Source organism: Arcticibacter sp. (assembly GCF_053551015.1).
This window is the reverse complement of sequence record NZ_JBMQOB010000016.1, coordinates 69,161-88,200: the sequence shown is the minus strand read 5'-3', so window position 1 is coordinate 88,200 and position 19,040 is coordinate 69,161. Positions and strand designations below refer to the sequence as shown.

The following is a 19,040-nucleotide window of genomic DNA, read 5'->3' as shown; positions in this document are numbered from 1 at the left end:
ACCCCCTTCGTTTTATATCCTGATGATTATAAAGGATTCATGTTGCTCAGGCACCAAATTCCGTAACTGCTTTCGCAATCCGGGCAATTGCTTCCTGCTCACCGATCATCTTGGTAATATCAAATACTGCCGGACCGAACTTGCCGCCTACCAGCATAATGCGGTAAGGAAGCATCACGTCGCCTACTTTCAATCCTTTGTCCTGTGCCAGTTGCTTAAACGCAGCTTCCAGTTCCGCAGCATTCATGTCTGATCCGGAAGCAAGCATATCGGAGAAAGCAGCGAAGAACTCCACCTTTTGTTCTGACCACTTCGGTTTAACCGAATTCAGATCATATTCTGCAGGGATACGGAAGAAATATCCGGCTTGCTGCACAAAGTCCGTGATAAACGTACAACGGTCTTTCACGAGCTCGATAACAGGAAGCACCTGTTCTTCTGTAGCTTCGATACCTTCAGCAGCGAAAAGCTTTGCTACTTCAGGGTACAATTTCTCTGCAGGGCTTTTTTTGATCCACTCGGCACTGAACCATTTTGCTTTCTCAAAATTGAATTTAGCACCCGCTTTACTTACGTGCTCCAGGCTGAATTTCTCCACGAGCTCATCCATGCTGAATAGCTCCTGTTCGGTTCCGTCGTTCCAGCCCAACATCGCCAGCATATTAATGAAAGCTTCCGGCATGAAGCCGATCTCGCGAAATCCGGGAGTGATCTCAGAAGTCGCCTGGTCAGTCCAGTTCATTGCATATACCGGGAAACCGAGGCGTGCACCATCGCGCTTGCTCAACTTGCCGTTTCCATCTGGCTTCAGGATGAGCGGAAGGTGTGCCCACTTCGGCATTTCATCTTCCCAGCCCAGGTATTTCCAGAGTAAAAGGTGGACAGGCGCTGAGGGCAACCACTCTTCGCCACGAAAAGCGTGAGTGATCTTCATCAAATAGTCGTCTACAACAACCGCCAGGTGGTAAGTAGGCATTCCATCCGCCTTCAGAAGCACTTTATCATCTGACAGGCCGGCATCAAAGCTCACGTCGCCACGGATCAGGTCGATGAATGAAATGGTTTCCCCCTCAGGTATCTTGATGCGGATGACGTGGGGCGCACCGCTGTCGAGCAATTGTTTGACTTCTTCCTGCGCCAGGGAAATCGAGTTTTTCATCTCCATACGATGCGCGTGGCCGTATTGGAAGTTAGGGATTTCTTTGCGCTTGGCGTCCAGTTCGGCGGCGGTGTCAAAAGCATAGTACGCATAGCCTTCTTGCACAAGCCTTTCAGCATATTCGCGATAAAGGGGCTTGCGTTCGCTTTGACGGTAAGGCGCATAGGGTCCGCCAACCACCGGGCTCTCATCGGCGCGAAAACCGCACCATTCCAGACAGTCCATGATGTACTGCTCGGCACCCTCCACATATCTGCTTTGGTCGGTATCTTCAATTCTTAAAATAAACTTACCTCCGTGTTTCTTGGCAAAGAGATAGTTAAACAAAACTGTACGTACACCTCCGAGGTGCAAACCGCCTGTTGGGCTGGGAGCAAAACGTACCCTTACGTTATCCGTCATAATTTCTGATTAAAACGCAAAGATACGCTTCCTGTGGTTTATACAAATAGCATCATCCGGAAGACAAGCCTGAGAGTCATGCAACTGCCTTATTTTAAAATTCATAACACTTTCCTGAGCAAATGTTTCTATTTTTGCCTACCTTTTCTATAGATTTACCGATTGACTGTAATAAGAAAAGGCAAAAGAATAGAAGATGTCAGAAATTCTGGAAAATAAAATACAAGAATTAGCAGCGGTAACAGCTAAATTATCACCTCAGGATGGCCTGGCTTTGCTGGCCAGACAGTTTGAGGGGAAGATTGTTTTCTCCACGAGCTTCAGCTGGGAGGATCAGGCTATATCCCATATGATCCTGAGCCATTCACTTCCCGTTAAGATCTTTACCCTGGATACGGGTCGTTTATTTAACGAAACCTATTACGTATGGAGTCGCACCAACGAGCAATATAGCACGTGGATCGAAGCCTATTATCCGAATCAGGAAGAGATCCAGAACTTTGTCAGCCTAAAAGGACCGAACTCCTTCTATGAATCTGTAGATAACCGTAAATCGTGCTGCTTCATCCGCAAGGTTGAGCCGCTACGGCGCGCTCTCGCAGGAAATACCCTTTGGGTCACAGGCCTGCGCGCTGAACATTCGCCTGATCGTGGTGATCTGCCGGCAATTGAATGGGACGAGACGAACAAGATCATTAAGTATCACCCTCTGCTTCACTGGACCACCGAGGAGCTTCGTGCTTTTATCAACCAGAATGGCATTCCATATAACACCCTTCATGATAAAGGCTTTGTGAGCATCGGATGTGCTCCATGCACCAGGGCTATCCAGCCGGGCGATGACTTCAGAGCCGGCAGATGGTGGTGGGAAGACAGAACAAATAAAGAATGTGGCCTTCACGCGCATTCATAAATTAAAAATATAGCTTTTATGCCGCAACATACATTGGATTACCTCGACTTGCTTGAAGCGGAGTCGATACACATCATGCGCGAGGTGGCGGGTCAGTTTGAACGCCCTGCTCTCTTATTTTCGGGTGGTAAAGATTCTATCACCCTGGTACAACTGGCTCTTAAGGCCTTTAAACCAGGTAAAATCCCTTTCCCCCTGGTCCACATTGATACAGGGCATAACTTCCCGGAAGCACTGGAATACCGCGACAGGATTGCGGAGCAATATGGTGCTAAGTTGATTGTACGGAAGGTAGAAGACACAATCAAAGCCCGGGGCTTGAAAGAGCCTTCAGGAAAGTTCGCTTCCCGCAACGCCCTGCAATCATACACCCTCCTGGATACCATCGAGGAGTTCGGCTTTGACGCCTGCATCGGCGGAGCACGCCGTGATGAGGAGAAGGCACGGGCTAAGGAACGTATCTTTTCGGTAAGAGATGAATTCGGTCAGTGGGATCCCAAGAAACAGCGTCCGGAACTATGGAACCTGTACAACGGCAAGATCGCACAGGGTGAAAACGTACGTGTTTTCCCGATCAGCAACTGGGTGGAACTGGATGTATGGAACTACATCAAGCGGGAAGGTATTGAACTTCCTTCGATCTACTTTACGCATGAGCGTGAAGTGATCGTCCATAATGAGCATCTGGTTGCGATGTCGGAGTTTATCCGGGTAGACGAAGGTGATGTGGTCGAAAAGAGGCATGTTCGGTATCGCACAGTGGGCGACATGACTTGTACTGCAGCGGTAGAATCAACGGCTTCGACGATTGACGACATTATCGGCGAGATCCACAGGACCAATATCAGTGAAAGAGGCGAGACGCGGATCGATGATCAGGTTTCTGAGGCGGCGATGGAAGATCGCAAAAAGAACGGTTACTTCTAATCGTACTTCAACAAATTGCTCTTTTGCTGAGCTTAAACAATTACGGTAAGGTGAATACCTCGTGTTTGCCCCTTAAGAAAGAATATAACATTAAATGGATTTACTGCGATTTATAACTGCTGGTAGCGTTGATGACGGAAAAAGTACGCTGATAGGGAGACTTTTGTATGATACAGACTCTATCAAGGTTGACCAGCTTGAAACGATTCAGAAACAGAGTAAGAATAAGTCTGAGGGTGAAATTGATCTTGCTCTTTTTACAGACGGCTTGCGCGCTGAGCGTGAACAGGGGATTACGATCGATGTAGCCTATAAATATTTTTCTACAGAGAAAAGGAAGTTCATTATAGCCGATGCGCCGGGTCATATTCAGTACACAAGGAACATGGTTACGGGTGCATCAAACTCTGACCTCATCATCATATTGGTTGACGCACGTCTTGGTGTAATTGAGCAGACCCGTAGACATACCATCATTGCTTCTCTTCTGCAGCTTCCGCATGTAGTGGTGACCATCAACAAGATGGATATGGTTGACTTCTCTCAGGAGGTGTATGACGGCATCGTGGCTGAATACTCTAAAATGGCTGAATCGCTGCAAATCAAGGACGTGAAGTTTATCCCAATCAGTGCACTGAACGGAGATAATATTGTGAATCCTTCTGTAAATACCCCATGGTATACTGGAGAGACGCTGCTGCATCTACTTGAAAATGTAGATGTAGCCCAGGATATCAACTACGACGAATCGAGGTTCCCTGTACAGTATGTCATCCGTCCGCAGTCTGAAGATCTGCATGATTACCGTGGTTATGCGGGCAAGGTGCTGAGCGGTACCTACAAGAAGGGCGACCGTGTAACCGTCCTGCCGGATGGTATTGATTCCGTGATCGAAGCGGTCGAAGTACATGGTGAAGAAGTGGAAGAAGCTTTCGCTCCGCAGAGTGCCGTGATCCGCCTCCGCGATGATATAGATATCAACCGCGGAGATCTCATCATCAAGCAATCAGGCATTATCCAGGTATCGCAGGATGTTCAGGCTACGATTTGCTGGATGGATAACAGACCGCTGGTAAAAGGTAACAAGTATCTGCTGCAGGTTCAGAGCAAACGCGTAAGATGCGTTATCAAGGAGATCAATTATAAGATTGATGTCAACACACTGGAACGCCATGAAGACTTTGATCAGGTGGTGCTTAACGATGTGGTGAACGTAACGATCAAGACCGCATCTCCAATTGCCTACGACAGCTACAACACACTGAGAGCGAATGGTGGGGCGATCCTGATCGACGAGACCGCTCATACCACTGTTGCGGGCTGTATGTTGAAATAAACGTTGAAATAGCATTTTATTCGCTAATTTTATAGAAGCGGATAAGATGGATACCTCAGCGGAAAATTATAGGGGACTCATCCTGAAAATTGATGGGTTCATACGTAAATACTATTTAAACAAGATAGTACGCGGATCCCTGTATCTCCTGGCTGCGTTGCTGACCGGATACATCTGCGTCACTCTTACTGAATATTATGGAAATTTCAGCCCGGCTATCCGGGCTGTTCTTTTCTATGGATTTATCCTGATACAGCTGTTCGTTTTTGTAAGCTTTCTGCTCACACCGCTCCTGGCCTATTTTCGCCTTGGGAAGCGAATTGACCACCAGCAGGCATCGTTCATTATCGGGAGGCATTTCCCTGAGGTTAAAGACAAGCTCCTGAATGCATTACAGCTGAAAGTGCTGTCAGACCGATCTGATGCTTCAAATGCCATCATTGAATCTGCCATCCAGCAGAAGGTCGCAGAGCTGAAGCCCGTCCCGTTTAGCTCGGCCGTTCATATCGGCGAAAACCGTAAATACCTGCGTTACGCGCTACCCCCTCTGTTCATCATTGTTTTACTCGCGTTCACAGCACCCTATATCCTGAGTGAGGGAACAGAAAGGATCATCCACTACAAAAAGCAGTACGTTAAAAAAGCACCTTTCCGCTTTGTTCTACTGAACAGGGGGCGGACGGCTCTGCAGGGCGAGGACTTTACTGTTGAGCTCAAGCTGATCGGTAATGAGGTGCCTGATGCGGTGTATATCGAGGACGGACTGAATACCTTCCGAATCGAGAAAGAAAATGTGGTGCGCTTTAGATACACGTTCAAAAAGATGCAACAGACGAAGAACATACGCTTCAGGGGCGGGGAATTCTTATCAGAGCCCTTTACTATAGAAGTTCTTCAGCGTCCTGCTTTGATTGCGGCGGATGTTAAAATTATTTATCCCGCCTACCTGAAGAGACCTTCCGAACAAACCAATAGCATCAATGACCTGACCGTGCCTGCGGGAACGCATCTTTCTTATCGCCTTTCCACTAAGAACACGTCCGATCTCAGGGTTTATGATGAGCAGGGAAACCCGCAGGTGGCCCGCTCGCTGGGCGATTCGGTATTCCGCTATGACCTGAGGGCCATCACATCCGGCGGAATGAAGATTAAAGCCACGGACAGGCGTAAGTCAGGCGCGAGCAGAGATGCCGATCTCATGAGTTTCAGAATCAATGTGGTACAGGATGAGGCTCCGTTAATCACTATTGTGGAACGCAAAGATTCACTGGATGGACAGATGGCCTTTTTTCTTGGGCAGGTTCATGATGATCATGGTTTCGCGGACCTGAAGATCAAGTATCGCATACTTGAGGGATCTGCTACGGGTCCATTACAATCAAAGGCGATTTCCCTTAACAGAATGGCCGCTCAGAACTCCTTCTTTCAGGCAGTATCGGCGTCAGACTTCGGTGTAAGAGAAGGACAGGATCTGGAATTCTTTTTTGAAGTGCGGGATAATGACGGCGTGCGCGGGCCAAAGAGCAGCAAGACGGAAAGCTTCAAACTGAGTCGCCCGACAAGAGCAGAAGCAGCTCAGCAAGCAGCCATAGCCCAACAGCTGACCGAAAACAAGCTTAAAACAGCGATCCATACAGCAGCGCGGATTGAAACGGAGGCAAAGAAGCTCAACAGGGACCTGATGAGTGAAAAGGAATTTTCTTTCGCTCAGAAAAAGCAAGTAGCCGAATTGCTGGAGAAACAGCGGGAGCTGGAAAAGCTTCTTCGAGAGTCGCGCGAGGAAAGCGAGAAAAACAGGCGGAACAAAGAAGAGCACGATCCGAAAATGCAGCCGGCGGCAAAAAAGCAGAAGCAGATAGAGAAATTGCTTGATGAGGCTCTCGATGATAAAACACGGGCCCTGCTGAAGAGTATCGAGGAACTGATGAAAGAAAACCAAAAAACTCAGACGCAACAAGAGATCAGTAAAATGCAGTCGGGCAGCAAAGCACTGCAAAAGGAACTGGATCGTATCCTGGAACTTTACAAGCAACTGGAATATGACCATCAGCTGAGTCAGACTATTGAAGGCCTGAAGCGGACAGCAGCAGAGCAAAAGAAGCTCGCACGTGATTTAGCTGATCGCGGGCTGAACAAGCAACAGGCTCTTCGCAGGCAAGAGGAAGCAGCAGCAGATTTTAAAGCGCTACGGAATAATCTAAAGGCTTTATCGGACAAGAACCGTGAGCTGGAAAAAAGTCACACTCTGGAGCCTACAAATGCTGAAGTACAGGAAATCAGCCAGGCACAGGCTCAGGGTCAGCAATCGTTAAAGAACGACAGACTTGCACAGGCCCAGAAGAACATGAACGAGGCAGCAACGAAGATGGCAGCGCTCTCCTCCAAACTGGAAAAATCTAGGGAATCATCGGAGGCAACAGGTAGCATGATTAGCTTACGGGCGCTTAACCAGATTATCCATAATCTCCTGACATCCTCGTTTGACCAGGAGAAGCTGCTTAATGCGACAAAAGAGAGCAGGCCGGGAGACCCGCTACTCTCCAGCTATACCAAGACGCAGATGCAGATCAAAGACAATATGCGAACCATTGCCGATAGTCTCTACAGCTTGAGCAGGATGGTCCCACAGATCGAATCTACCGTACACATGGAAGTTGACCAGGCTACAGCGAGCATGAATTCGGCGCTGGAAGGTTTGGCAGACAGGCGAATAACCGACGCGGCACGGCATCAGCGGAATTCCATGACATCGATGAATAACATGGCCTTGCTGCTCGGCGAAGTGAGGGACCAACTTGAAAAAGCGATGAAAAATGCTTCAGGTAAAGGCAAGGGTTCGCAACAGAATCTTTCCCAAATGATACGGCAACAAGAGGAATTGAATAAAAATATGCAAAAAACAAGGGATCAGCTCAAACAAAATGGCCAGGAAATTGGTAAACAGAGGGGCGCGTATGCCGTTTCAGAGAAGATGGCCCAGATGGCTCGAGAGCAAAGCATTATTCGTCACGCGTTGGAAGAATTTAACAAGCAATCGAAACGCGAAGGAGCCGGAAATTTAGGCAATCTTGAAAATTTGGCAAAAGATATGGAACAAACGGAGGCGGAGCTCGTAAACAAGAAAATTCAACTTGAAACGATGAACAGACAGCAAGAAATTCTGGTTCGTCTTTTGCAAGCTGATAAATCCGACAGAGAACGGGAACACGATGATAAGCGTGAAAGCAGCCAGGGAATTGATCAAGATCCGGCGGCTATTCCTATGTTACAGCAGTTGAAAAAGATAAGGGCAAGGGAGACGGATTACTTAAAGACTGTTCCGCCAAACCTTAACTCATTTTATCAATTGAAAGTTGGTGATTATTTTAGATCTTTAACATCAAAATAGTAAATATGACAACTAATTGGGTAGATAATTCGGATAACTCCGTTCTTTATACTTTGCAGTTGCCTTCAAAATTGGAGAGTATAACTATTCTTGAAAATTTTATAGACACGATTAAGACGGAGAATAGCATCCCGGAGAATGTTTATGCCAATATGCTGACTTGTTTGAATGAGGTTGTGATCAATTCGATCATCCACGGAAACAAGCAGGATGAGTCAAAACTCGTCTATATCAATCTTGAAATCGTAGACAAGAAAGAACTGCAATTTACTGTTACAGACGAAGGAGAAGGATTCGATTATAATAATCTTCCTGACCCGACTGCTCCTGATAATCTCGAGAATCTCTCGGGGAGGGGAATTTTCATCGTTAAACATTTGGCGGACCAGTGTATTTTTAACATGACGGGAAATCAGATTGAGTTACATTTCAAGATCTGATGGCTAAAGAAAAAATTCTGTTCCATTCGGAGGGCATCCCCTTCGTACTTAAACAAAAAGGCGAAATCCGTAAGTGGATTAAAGCCACTATAGAAAACGAAGGCCAGTCGTGCGGCGAACTATCGTTTATTTTTTGCAGCGATGAATACTTGCTTGATATCAATATCCAGTACCTGAACCACGACACGTTTACTGATATCATTACGTTCGACAATAGCGAAACGGAAGGGCTAATTGAGGGTGACATCTTCATCAGCATCGACCGGATACGGGACAATGCTCTTCAGTTTAAAACGTCTGAGCGCGACGAGTTACATCGGGTAATTATCCATGGTATTTTGCACTTGCTGGGTTATAAAGACAAAGGCAAGGAGCTTAAGGCCCGGATGACCATAAAGGAGAACCAATATCTCGCCTCGAGAACATTCTAGGTCCTTTCATTTACTGACCTTTCTGTTATAGAAAAGCCTATTTTATTTGCTTATTTTTGCAATTAGCATCACTTTGAAAAGAGCAATAATCATCGGCGCAAGCGGGCTTATAGGATCGCATCTCATCAGGACACTGTTGGCAGACAACTGTGTTGAGGAGGTGGTGGCTCTGGTGCGCAAGCCTCTTGAGATGACCACCCCCAGGCTTTCCCAGCACGTGGTGGATTTTGACAACGAGCAAACTTATTCAAACTTCGTTTTTGGAGACGCGCTGTTCTGCTGTTTAGGCACTACAAGGAGCAAGTCCCCTGATCCTGCGATGTACAGGAAGGTTGACCTGGAGTATCCCCTTGCAGTCGCCCGCGTAGCCAGCGTTAATCAGGTAGCTCAATTTCACTTAATATCGGCATTAGGCGCTGACATTCAATCACTTATCTTCTACAGCAGACTAAAGGGCGAGTTGGAAGTCGGAGTTAAGAATCTGAATTTCAAGGGTATATATATCTATCAACCCTCTCTACTCGACGGATCGAGAGCCGAGTTTCGCCCGGCGGAAAAACTTGGAATAGCAGTCATGAGGCTAATCAATCCCATTTTGGTAGGGCCTCTAAGCAAATACAGGAGCATCAACGCAGAGACAGTGGCCAAAGCAATGGCAATTACAGCACACAAGAATCTTGATGGAGTTTACGTGTATCCTTCAGACAAGATTAAAGAAATAATATGAGCATTTTATCAGGAGAACAGTTGAGCCATGTATTTAATGATACCTGGCTATTTAAGGATCTTACGTTTGGCATTGCAAAGGGACAGCGGGTTTCTCTGGTAGGCATTAACGGATCCGGCAAGTCTACACTTTTGAAGATCCTTGCCGGACGCATCGCTCCCAAGGAGGGAAAGGTTGTTACGGAGCGTGGACTCCATATCGGGTATCTGGAGCAGGATCCGGATTTCAGCGGACAAAATACTATATCTGATTATATCTATAGCATGGACAACGCCCAGCAACAGGTAATCAGACAATACGAGAAGTTAATCGAACAGGAACATCCTGACCCTAAAGAGTTGGAGCGTTTGATCGATCAGCTTGGTGAGTTGGACGCTTGGGAATACGAACATCAGATAAAAACGATTCTGCAACGATTATCTATAGAGGATCACGAACAGGAGATTAAGAGCCTTTCAGGAGGACAGCGAAAGCGCTTGGCTTTGGCGAAGCTGCTGATTGATAATCCGGACGTATATATTCTGGATGAGCCGACTAACCATTTGGATATTGAGATGATCGAATGGCTGGAGAGCTTCCTGACCACAGGACAGAAAACTGTATTGATGGTGACGCACGACAGATATTTCCTGGATAATGTCTGTAATCAGATTATCGAGCTTGACAAACAGAAGCTCTTCAATTACAATGGTAAGTACAGTTACTTCCTGGAAAAGAAATCAGAACGTGAAGCTGATGATGCTTCCTCTTTACAGAAAAACCGGAATCTCCTGAAAAAAGAACTGGAGTGGATGAGGCGAATGCCTCAGGCACGTGCGACGAAGTCGAAAGCCAGAATTGATGCTTTCTATGATTTGGAAGCGAAGACTAAAACAACGCAGAACCTGAAAGTTGAATTGAGTACTTCAGTATCCCGCCAGGGAAATAAGATCATTGAAATTCACCATGTCGAAAAAGGCTTCAAAGATAAAGTGATACTGGAGGACTTCAGCTATACTTTCAAGAAGGGGGATAAAATTGGCATAGCTGGAAGAAACGGTACGGGTAAGTCTACCCTACTCAATTTATTGACCGGCGTGGTACAACCTGATTCAGGAACGATCTCAATTGGTGAAACAACTGTATTTGGTTATTATAAGCAGTCCGGACTGGAGCTCAACAATGATGAGCGGGTGATTGATGTAGTAAAGAACGTAGCAGAGTATATCCTGATGGCTGACGGTAAAACCCTTACTGCATCTCAGCTACTGACGCACTTCCTCTTCCCTCCTGCTAAGCAACACAACATGGTGAGTAAGCTGAGCGGTGGTGAAAAGAAAAGATTACAGCTAATGCGGGTGCTCATGAAGAACCCTAATGTGCTGATTCTTGATGAACCGACTAACGATCTTGACATTGATACGTTGAATATACTTGAGGAGTTTTTAGAACGTTATTCTGGTGTATTATTATTGGTATCTCATGACAGGTATCTGATGGACCGCCTTACCGAGCAGTTGTTTATTTTGGAAGGAAACCAACGCGTACGGGTGTATTCAGGTAACTATACAGACTACCGCATGGAAAAGGATAACGAGGTAAAGATAAAGACCGAGGTAAAAGCTTCTGTTAAGGAAATAGTAAGTACCGAGAAAAAGAATAAACTTTCCTATAAGGAAGAGCGCGAATTAGAAGAGATCGATACTCTAATCCCCGCACTAGAGTTGCAGATTGCTAATCTCACTGATCAGCTGAACGGTGGAGTAACAGATCACTCAGAACTTGCAAAGATCGCTTTGAATATTGAAGAACTTAAAGGAAAACTAGATGTATTGAGCCTGAGATGGCTTGAGTTAATGGAAGTTAAGGAGGCGTAAAACTATATGGTTCCACGTGGAACCATATAAAGCCATATAAACGTTCCACGTGGAACAGAGACAAAATGTTTAAAAAATACGATATAATAGTTGTAGGGGCAGGACACGCAGGCTGTGAGGCAGCAGCTGCGGCTGCTAACTTAGGATCATCTGTTTTATTGATCACCATGAATATGGGAACGATCGCACAGATGAGTTGCAATCCCGCTATGGGCGGAGTAGCAAAAGGACAGATTGTTCGGGAGATTGATGCGATGGGTGGATACTCGGGTATTGTATCTGACCGGTCTACTATTCAGTTCAGAATGCTGAACCTGTCTAAGGGCCCTGCTATGTGGAGCCCTCGCACACAAAATGACAGGATGCGCTTTGCCGAAGAGTGGAGATTGATGTTGGAGCGTACGCCGAATGTAGACTTTTGGCAGGACACGGTTAAAGAACTTTTGGTTTCCGGAGATCGCGTTGTAGGTGTAAAAACATCTCTTGGTATAGACATTGAAGCGGAAGCTGTAGTTCTGACAAATGGAACCTTCCTGAATGGAATTATCCATATTGGCGAGAAGCGTTTCGGCGGAGGAAGGACAGCAGAGAAGTCTGCTACCGGACTTACTGAACAACTTGTGGAGCTAGGATTCGAATCTGGCCGGATGAAGACGGGCACTCCCCCACGTGTGGACGGCCGAAGCCTGAACTACTCACTGATGGAAGAACAGTGGGGAGATCCAAATGCGGGTAGATTCTCGTTTACTGATGTTAAGATCCCGAAGGAGCAGCGTTGCTGCTGGATAACTTATACGAATTCAGAAGTACATGAAACTTTGAAAGAAGGATTCGAAAAGTCTCCTATGTTTACGGGACGTATTAAAGGACTTGGTCCACGGTACTGCCCATCTATTGAAGATAAGATTAATCGCTTCGCAGAACGGGACCGGCATCAGATCTTTGTAGAGCCGGAAGGAATGAACACCGTGGAAATATACGTAAATGGATTTTCAACTTCATTGCCTGAAGACGTCCAATATAAAGCGCTGACTAAAATACCTGGATTTGAAAACGTGAAGATGTTTCGTCCCGGCTACGCTATAGAATATGACTTCTTTCCTCCTACTCAGTTGAGTCTGACTCTCGAAACAAAGCTGATTAAAAACCTGTTTTTCGCGGGACAAATTAACGGTACTACAGGATATGAAGAAGCGGCAAGTCAGGGATTCATTGCTGGTATCAATGCTCACCAAAAGATCAATGATCTTCATGAACTCATTATGAAAAGATCTGAATCTTATATCGGGGTGCTGATTGATGATTTGGTAACGAAAGGAACGGAAGAGCCATACAGAATGTTTACATCACGTGCGGAACACCGGCTCCTGCTCCGTCAGGACAATGCGGATATCCGACTTACCCCTATCGGACACGAATTGGGATTGATTAGTGATGAGCGTCTGGCAAAAGTGCAGGACAAAATCAATGACTCCGATAAGATCGTTCATTACCTAAAAGCGACCTCGATAGAACCCGGCCAGGTGAATAGCCTGCTGGAGGAATTGGGAACAGCTCCATTGTCGCAGAACTTTAAACTGTTTCAACTGCTGACGCGTCCTCAGGTTTCTATCACTGATCTCCAAAAGGTGAGCGAACCGTTACAAGATCTGCTTTCTTCGTATAGTAGAGAAACCGTGGAACAAGCGGAGATAAAAGTCAAGTACGAAAGCTATTTTGAGAAGGAGTTGGAGATCGTAAATAAAATGAAGCGGATGGAAGATCAGGAAATTAATCCAGACTTTGATTATTCGACTATGGTATCGCTTTCCAAAGAAGCAAGAGAAAAACTCAGGAAAATAAAACCAAGGACGCTAGGTCAGGCTTCCAGGATTTCAGGCGTGTCACCGTCGGATATTTCGGTCATTATGGTACATTTAAAATAAATCACTGATATTCAAATACTTATAAATAAATATCTCGACACATTTTAAAGCCATATAAAGCGATAAAATTTGCGAAGAGAGATAATCATCCATATTCACAGAAAAAGTCTTAAAAAGCCTCTAAATGCGTAATTCGGGTATTTCGTTATTTTTCTCAATTTTTACATTAATTTGCGTCTATCTATTATTCCCCGGCTGCGCAAGCATCCAGACGCCCACGGGCGGACCCAGGGATAGTATCGCACCCAAGGTACTAAAAGAGACTCCTACAAATTTCACCACCAATTTCAAAGCAGATGAGATCAATATTCAACTGGATGAATATTTCAAAATAAGTAACGAATCCAAAGAGTTCAGCATCTCCCCTGCGATGGACAAGAATCCCTTTTTCAAAATAAGAAAAAAGGTGCTCAACATTCAGCTACAGGATACGCTGGCTCCGAATACAACTTATACAATCAATTTTGGCAGAGGCTTGGTTGATTACAACGAGGGGAACGTGCTGAAAAACTACATGTATGTATTTTCGACGGGAAATAAAATTGACTCTCTTACCATTAGTGGTACAATCAAGAACACATTATCTAAGCAGCCCGTTTTAGATGCAACCGTTTTTATCATCCCCGTGGAACAGGATTCTATATTCGGAAAGAGGCGGGCCAATATATTCACGACTACCGATTCATCAGGAAATTTCAATTTGAAATACCTAAGAGCGGGTACCTACCGGGCTTATGCATTAAAAGAAGAAAGTGGCGACCGGGTATACAATTCGCCGAATGATGAGATTGGCTTTTTGAGCGAGCCGTTGATACTTACGAAGGACACAGCGAACATTCAAATGGAGCTTTTCAAACAAGAGGCTAAAAATTTCCGGATCGTTGACCGGAAAATAGAAAAAGATGCGAAGATCGTTTACATGTTTAATCAGAAGCTCAGTAAGCCAGGCATCCGAATTCTACAGCCTGAAAATCTCAATCGTTCGAAAATCGTCGAATTAAGCGCCACAAGAGATACCTTGTCTATGTGGACGGAAACGATGGATTTCGATTCCATTCAGGTAGTAATCACTAACGAGGGAAAGGATATTGACACGTCGGTTATACGGAGAGGCAAGCGTGACGAATATAAAAGAGAGATCAGAATATCGGACAATACCCCCGGCTCGCGGATCAAACCGGGTAATGATCTTATACTCACGTTCTCAGCTCCTATCGGCGATAAGATTGATGCTTCTAAGATCACCTTCCTTCAGGATTCTGTCTCCGTGAGCGGCTTGCGCATCCTCCGGGATACATCGTCGACGAGAAGATATATACTCAGATACCCCTGGAGATTGGAGCGCAGCTACATTCTAAAGCTTGGTGAAAATGCTTTTACGGGCCGATATGGTGGAGGAAACAAACCGTTTGAGAAAACATTTACGCGTGATGAGGAGCTTAATTACGGGAATTTGGCACTTAGTGTATCGGTTCCGGATACCTCCAGGCAGTACCTGGTTCAGCTGCTGAATGAAAAAGACGAACTGCTCCGGCAAAATGCTGTTCAGAAGAATACGGTTATTGCTTACAATATGTATCCCGTGGGGAAATACCGTTTCCGCGTAATCTATGATACGAACAAGAACGGGAGCTGGGATACAGGAGACGTTTACATAAAAAAACAGCCCGAGAACATCTGGAACGCGGGCGTGGAAATTATGTTACGTGCAAACTGGGAACTGGAAGAGAAACTCACGGTACCTCCGGAGAAGTAAACCACTTTGAATACATGATGTAGTTCTCAGGAAGACGGGTTAATAATGCTCTTTGCTCTTCTGATATTGCTTTTACGCGCTTAGCTGGCGTGCCTGCATAGATATATCCCGATTCGCAGCGAGTATTCTCCAAGACTACCGATCCTGCTGCTATAATAGTAAACGGCTCTACCACAACGTTATCCATCACAATCGCGCCCATTCCTACTAAAACATTGTTTTCCAGCGTACAACCGTGCACCAGGGCATTGTGTCCAATGGAAACATTGTCGCCCACAGTCGTAGCCGCCCTGAGGTAGGTACAATGTATCACTGCACCATCCTGTATGTTGACGTTATTGCCAACACGGATCGCATTCACATCTCCACGAACAACAGCATTGAACCAAACGGAACAGTTGTCGCCCAATGTGACATCTCCAACAATAGTACAGTTGGGAGCTAAAAAACAATCTTTCCCAAAGCTCGGGCTTATTCCTTTAACTGGTAATATGACGGACATAGTATTATTTTATAAAATAGTATCTTCTGTGCTTTCTGCGTGGTTCGGGTAATCGGTGGTATAGTGCAGACCACGACTTTCCTTCCTCTTCAAAGCTGATTTAATAACGAGGTACGCGCATTGAATAACATTTCTTAATTCACAGAGCTTAACCGATAATTTGGTCATTTTATAGAATTCCTCCGTTTCAGAATGAAGGAGGCCTAAACGCCGGAGGGCGCGTTCCAGGCGAAAGTCAGATCTGACGATCCCAACATAATCACTCATTATCTTTTGCGTCTCCCTGAGGTTGTGGGTGACGAGAATATCTTCATTAGACAAAACAGTATTTGTTTCATCCCACTCAGGAATATTATCCGGAATGATATTAGACGTGTACTGCTCAAGCGCGCTTAGATAGATCCTATGGGCGAACACAGTAGCTTCCAGTAAAGAATTGGAAGCCAATCGGTTAGCACCATGAAGCCCGGTTGAAGAACATTCGCCGCAAGCATACAGTCGATGAATAGAGGATTTCCCGAACTCATCCACCATAATACCCCCGCACATGTAGTGGCAGGCCGGAGTAACAGGTATATAATCGCGGCTCATATCAATTCCGATACTGAGACACTTAGCATAAATATTAGGGAAATGCTTCAAAATATCTTCTTTCGAACGATGGGTAATATCCAGATAAACGAATTCATCACCAGACTTCTTCATTTCAGAGTCTATTGCCCGCGCAACGATATCTCTTGGTGCTAACGACAGGCGGCTATCATATAAATGCATAAACTCGGCCCCATCACGGTTTCTTAATACACCGCCGAAGCCACGCACAGCTTCCGATATCAGAAAGGAAGGATACTCTCCAGGGTTATAAAGTGCGGTTGGATGGAACTGGATAAACTCCATATTCCTGACTTTTCCTTTTGCCCGATAAACCATTGCAATACCGTCGCCGGTAGCAATCGTTGGGTTCGTTGTATTTGAATAGATATGTCCCGCCCCACCTGATGCCATAACTGTGACCCGTGATAAGAATTTCACAACACGTCCGCTCGTAACATCCAAAGCGTAGATTCCGTAGCATTCTATATCATCAGAACGCTTATCAACGAGTTTTCCACAATGATGTTGAGTAATCAACTCCACTGCTATATAATGCGTAAGAATCTCAATATTAGAATTGCTGTGTACCTGCTCCAGGAGAGCCCTTTCGATCTCAAATCCCGTAACATCTTTATAATGAAGCACTCTATGCTCTGAATGGCCGCCTTCTTTGGCCAGATCATAGATGCCCTGGTTATTTTTATCGAAGCGTGTACCATAATCAATAATCTCCTGAATACGTTCAGGACCCTCATTTACTACTATATCAACAATTTCCTTATTACAAAGTCCATCACCGGCGATAAGGGTGTCTTCAACGTGTTTGTCGAAAGAATCTTGTTTATCCACAACTACAGCAACCCCACCCTGGGCGTACTTCGTGTTGGATTCGTCTTCATTTGCCTTTGTAACTATCAGGACTTTACCGTGTTTCGCCGCCTTAAGGGCAAAACTCAAGCCCGCAATCCCCGAACCAACAACTAAGAAATCAACATCTCTCATGGAAAACTTTTATAAAATTTAAATTCCTCTACTGGTTATGTGGATAACCTACGTAAAGATGTTAATTTTGAATATAAGAAGGCTAATAATTTTTAATAACTAACACTCTGCTTGAATTAGCGTCTCAAAAAGATAATTTTTGACAAAGTTATAAGACGAAAGTACCGCAGTTATCAACGTTTTCCACACAAGAAGAAATACACAGGAAAAATTTAGCCGGAAAAATTTTGAGAATTTAAATACACTAAAAAAGAAGTCTTTACGTAATCAACACTGTTAATAAAGTGTTAATAAAAGACTAATAAGACGGATTTGCAACGAAAAATCATTAAGATTCCAAACATTACTAACACCCTAATAAACTATAAGATTCTTTACTTAAGTAATTAATTGTAATTATTGAGATGTTGGAAATGGCTATTTTTGGCAAACCAAATAGATGATCATGTAGGTCATGAATCCAGAAAGAAATAATTAGAAAGCTCAGAGCTTATTTTATGCCTGGCAGATGTATATTATTTAATGAATTGATTGTCAGTTATTTATAATTTACCGAACTAAATAGAGAACTTTATATGCTTGTATAAAAGCGTTATTAACATGCTTAACAAACTTCTTTTCAGGGCTTTGTCTGAGAAGAATGAAGATATTACATTGATTACCCACTAATTTGCAACGCGATGTTTGAGATGGACGTCTTGGAAGAATTAAATATGAAGGGCTTTGTAGAAGAGCCCATAGATCCCACCCTGGATCTGTTTAAAGAGATAGATCGGTTGAAACGGGAAAAGAATGCCGTGATCCTTGCTCATTATTATCAGGAACCCGATATACAGGATATAGCCGACTATATTGGCGACAGCCTGGGCCTCTCTCAACAGGCTGCAAAAACAGATGCCTCGATGATCGTTTTTGCTGGAGTTCATTTCATGGCGGAAACAGCCAAGATCTTGTCTCCTGAGAAGAAGGTCCTTTTACCCGACCTTAAAGCCGGTTGCTCTCTTTCGGATAGCTGTCCGCCCGTACTCTTTTCCAAGTTCAAGGAAAAGTACCCTGATCATATCGTTATTACGTATGTAAATTGTTCAGCTGAACTAAAGGCCTTAAGTGATATAGTATGTACATCGTCTAACGCGGTTCAAATAGTAGATAGCTTACCGAAGGATCAGAAGATCATTTTTGGTCCAGATAAGAACCTCGGTAAATATGTATCTAAAAAAACCGGCCGGGATATGGTGTTATGGAACGGTGCATGTATGGTACATGAAATCTTTTCCATGCAGAGGATCATCAAGCTGAAAGAGCGACATCCGAACGCTAAATTTATAGCCCATCCGGAATGTGAAGACGCTATTCTTCAAATGGCAGATTATGCCGGCTCTACAACAGGCTTGTTGAAGTATACGATGAATAGTCCGGCTACGGAGTTCATCGTGGCAACAGAAAGCGGCATCTTGCATCAGATGCAAAAGGAGAACCCGGGTAAAACATTCATTCCTGCACCTCCTGATAATAGCTGTGCCTGCAATGACTGTCCGCACATGAAACGCAATACGCTTGAAAAGCTCTATCTTTGTTTGAAAAACGAGCTTCCTGAAGTGACTATTCCGATGGATATTATTGATCGGGCGAGACTTCCTATTGAAAGAATGCTGGAAATATCTGCCAGACTCGGATTATAA

The 19,040-nt window shown here is 44.8% G+C and carries 14 protein-coding genes; 11 read left to right on the top strand and 3 right to left on the bottom strand.

Features of this window, described 5'->3' with window-relative positions; all coding sequences use genetic code 11:
- Positions 1-46: 46 nt before the first annotated feature.
- Positions 47-1,561 carry a glutamate--tRNA ligase gene (gene gltX, locus ACO1NU_RS10280; RefSeq protein ID WP_448818386.1) on the bottom strand — a complete coding sequence of 505 codons (1,515 nt, stop codon included), beginning with the start codon at positions 1,559-1,561 and terminating at the stop codon, positions 47-49.
- Between the two features lie 196 nt (positions 1,562-1,757).
- Between gltX and ACO1NU_RS10275 the strand changes: the two genes are divergently transcribed.
- The 10 genes from ACO1NU_RS10275 (at position 1,758) to ACO1NU_RS10230 (ending at position 15,260) form a co-directional block, all read left to right on the top strand.
- Positions 1,758-2,474 (top strand): phosphoadenylyl-sulfate reductase, encoded by a 717-nt coding sequence (locus tag ACO1NU_RS10275; RefSeq protein WP_448818385.1) that lies wholly within the window; start codon positions 1,758-1,760, stop codon positions 2,472-2,474.
- An 18-nt stretch (positions 2,475-2,492) separates the two neighbouring features.
- A complete protein-coding gene (cysD, locus tag ACO1NU_RS10270) occupies positions 2,493-3,401 on the top strand; it encodes a sulfate adenylyltransferase subunit CysD (protein WP_448818384.1) in 909 nt (302 codons plus the stop codon).
- 94 nt (positions 3,402-3,495) lie between these two features.
- Positions 3,496-4,737 carry a sulfate adenylyltransferase subunit 1 gene (locus ACO1NU_RS10265; RefSeq protein WP_448818383.1) on the top strand — a complete coding sequence of 414 codons (1,242 nt, stop codon included), beginning with the start codon at positions 3,496-3,498 and terminating at the stop codon, positions 4,735-4,737.
- 46 nt (positions 4,738-4,783) lie between these two features.
- On the top strand, positions 4,784-8,125 hold the full coding sequence (locus ACO1NU_RS10260; protein WP_448818382.1) for a DUF4175 family protein: 3,342 nt from the start codon (positions 4,784-4,786) through the stop codon (positions 8,123-8,125).
- 5 nt (positions 8,126-8,130) lie between these two features.
- Positions 8,131-8,565, top strand: coding sequence for an ATP-binding protein (locus ACO1NU_RS10255; RefSeq protein WP_448818381.1), 435 nt, complete (start codon positions 8,131-8,133; stop codon positions 8,563-8,565).
- Positions 8,565-8,996, top strand: coding sequence for an rRNA maturation RNase YbeY (gene ybeY, locus ACO1NU_RS10250; protein WP_448818380.1), 432 nt, complete (start codon positions 8,565-8,567; stop codon positions 8,994-8,996). The genes ACO1NU_RS10255 and ybeY overlap by 1 nt, the downstream gene beginning before the upstream one ends.
- A gap of 73 nt (positions 8,997-9,069) precedes the next feature.
- A complete protein-coding gene (locus tag ACO1NU_RS10245; RefSeq protein WP_448818379.1) occupies positions 9,070-9,723 on the top strand; it encodes an NAD(P)H-binding protein in 654 nt (217 codons plus the stop codon).
- Positions 9,720-11,579 (top strand): ABC-F family ATP-binding cassette domain-containing protein, encoded by a 1,860-nt coding sequence (locus tag ACO1NU_RS10240; protein ID WP_448818378.1) that lies wholly within the window; start codon positions 9,720-9,722, stop codon positions 11,577-11,579. The genes ACO1NU_RS10245 and ACO1NU_RS10240 overlap by 4 nt, the downstream gene beginning before the upstream one ends.
- A gap of 65 nt (positions 11,580-11,644) precedes the next feature.
- Positions 11,645-13,504 (top strand): tRNA uridine-5-carboxymethylaminomethyl(34) synthesis enzyme MnmG, encoded by a 1,860-nt coding sequence (gene mnmG / locus ACO1NU_RS10235; protein ID WP_448818377.1) that lies wholly within the window; start codon positions 11,645-11,647, stop codon positions 13,502-13,504.
- Between the two features lie 124 nt (positions 13,505-13,628).
- Positions 13,629-15,260, top strand: a complete 1,632-nt coding sequence (locus ACO1NU_RS10230) for an Ig-like domain-containing protein (protein WP_448818376.1) — start codon at positions 13,629-13,631, stop codon at positions 15,258-15,260.
- Here the strand turns inward: ACO1NU_RS10230 and ACO1NU_RS10225 are convergent.
- Positions 15,238-15,762 carry a gamma carbonic anhydrase family protein gene (locus ACO1NU_RS10225; protein ID WP_448818375.1) on the bottom strand — a complete coding sequence of 175 codons (525 nt, stop codon included), beginning with the start codon at positions 15,760-15,762 and terminating at the stop codon, positions 15,238-15,240. The two genes, ACO1NU_RS10230 and ACO1NU_RS10225, sit on opposite strands and share 23 nt — an antisense overlap.
- A gap of 9 nt (positions 15,763-15,771) precedes the next feature.
- Entirely contained in the window at positions 15,772-17,358 is a 1,587-nt protein-coding gene (gene nadB, locus ACO1NU_RS10220) for an L-aspartate oxidase (protein WP_448818374.1), read from the bottom strand.
- A 689-nt stretch (positions 17,359-18,047) separates the two neighbouring features.
- On the opposite strand from nadB, the gene nadA reads away from it, so the two are divergent.
- Complete coding sequence (gene nadA / locus ACO1NU_RS10215) at positions 18,048-19,040, top strand: quinolinate synthase NadA (RefSeq protein ID WP_448818586.1); 993 nt, start codon at positions 18,048-18,050, stop codon at positions 19,038-19,040.

Excerpts from the sequence above, each read along its gene's own strand:
- ACO1NU_RS10240 (WP_448818378.1), top strand. The coding sequence starts at position 9,720 with ATGAGCATTTTATCAGGAGAACAGTTGAGCCATGTATTTAATGATACC.
- ybeY (WP_448818380.1), top strand. The coding sequence starts at position 8,565 with ATGGCTAAAGAAAAAATTCTGTTCCATTCGGAGGGCATCCCCTTCGTA.
- ACO1NU_RS10255 (WP_448818381.1), top strand. The coding sequence starts at position 8,131 with ATGACAACTAATTGGGTAGATAATTCGGATAACTCCGTTCTTTATACT.
- ACO1NU_RS10230 (WP_448818376.1), top strand. The coding sequence starts at position 13,629 with ATGCGTAATTCGGGTATTTCGTTATTTTTCTCAATTTTTACATTAATT.
- ACO1NU_RS10225 (WP_448818375.1), bottom strand. The coding sequence starts at position 15,762 with ATGTCCGTCATATTACCAGTTAAAGGAATAAGCCCGAGCTTTGGGAAA.
- ACO1NU_RS10275 (WP_448818385.1), top strand. The coding sequence starts at position 1,758 with ATGTCAGAAATTCTGGAAAATAAAATACAAGAATTAGCAGCGGTAACA.
- gltX (WP_448818386.1), bottom strand. The coding sequence starts at position 1,561 with ATGACGGATAACGTAAGGGTACGTTTTGCTCCCAGCCCAACAGGCGGT.
- mnmG (WP_448818377.1), top strand. The coding sequence starts at position 11,645 with ATGTTTAAAAAATACGATATAATAGTTGTAGGGGCAGGACACGCAGGC.
- cysD (WP_448818384.1), top strand. The coding sequence starts at position 2,493 with ATGCCGCAACATACATTGGATTACCTCGACTTGCTTGAAGCGGAGTCG.
- ACO1NU_RS10265 (WP_448818383.1), top strand. The coding sequence starts at position 3,496 with ATGGATTTACTGCGATTTATAACTGCTGGTAGCGTTGATGACGGAAAA.
- ACO1NU_RS10260 (WP_448818382.1), top strand. The coding sequence starts at position 4,784 with ATGGATACCTCAGCGGAAAATTATAGGGGACTCATCCTGAAAATTGAT.
- nadB (WP_448818374.1), bottom strand. The coding sequence starts at position 17,358 with ATGAGAGATGTTGATTTCTTAGTTGTTGGTTCGGGGATTGCGGGCTTG.
- nadA (WP_448818586.1), top strand. The coding sequence starts at position 18,048 with ATGGACGTCTTGGAAGAATTAAATATGAAGGGCTTTGTAGAAGAGCCC.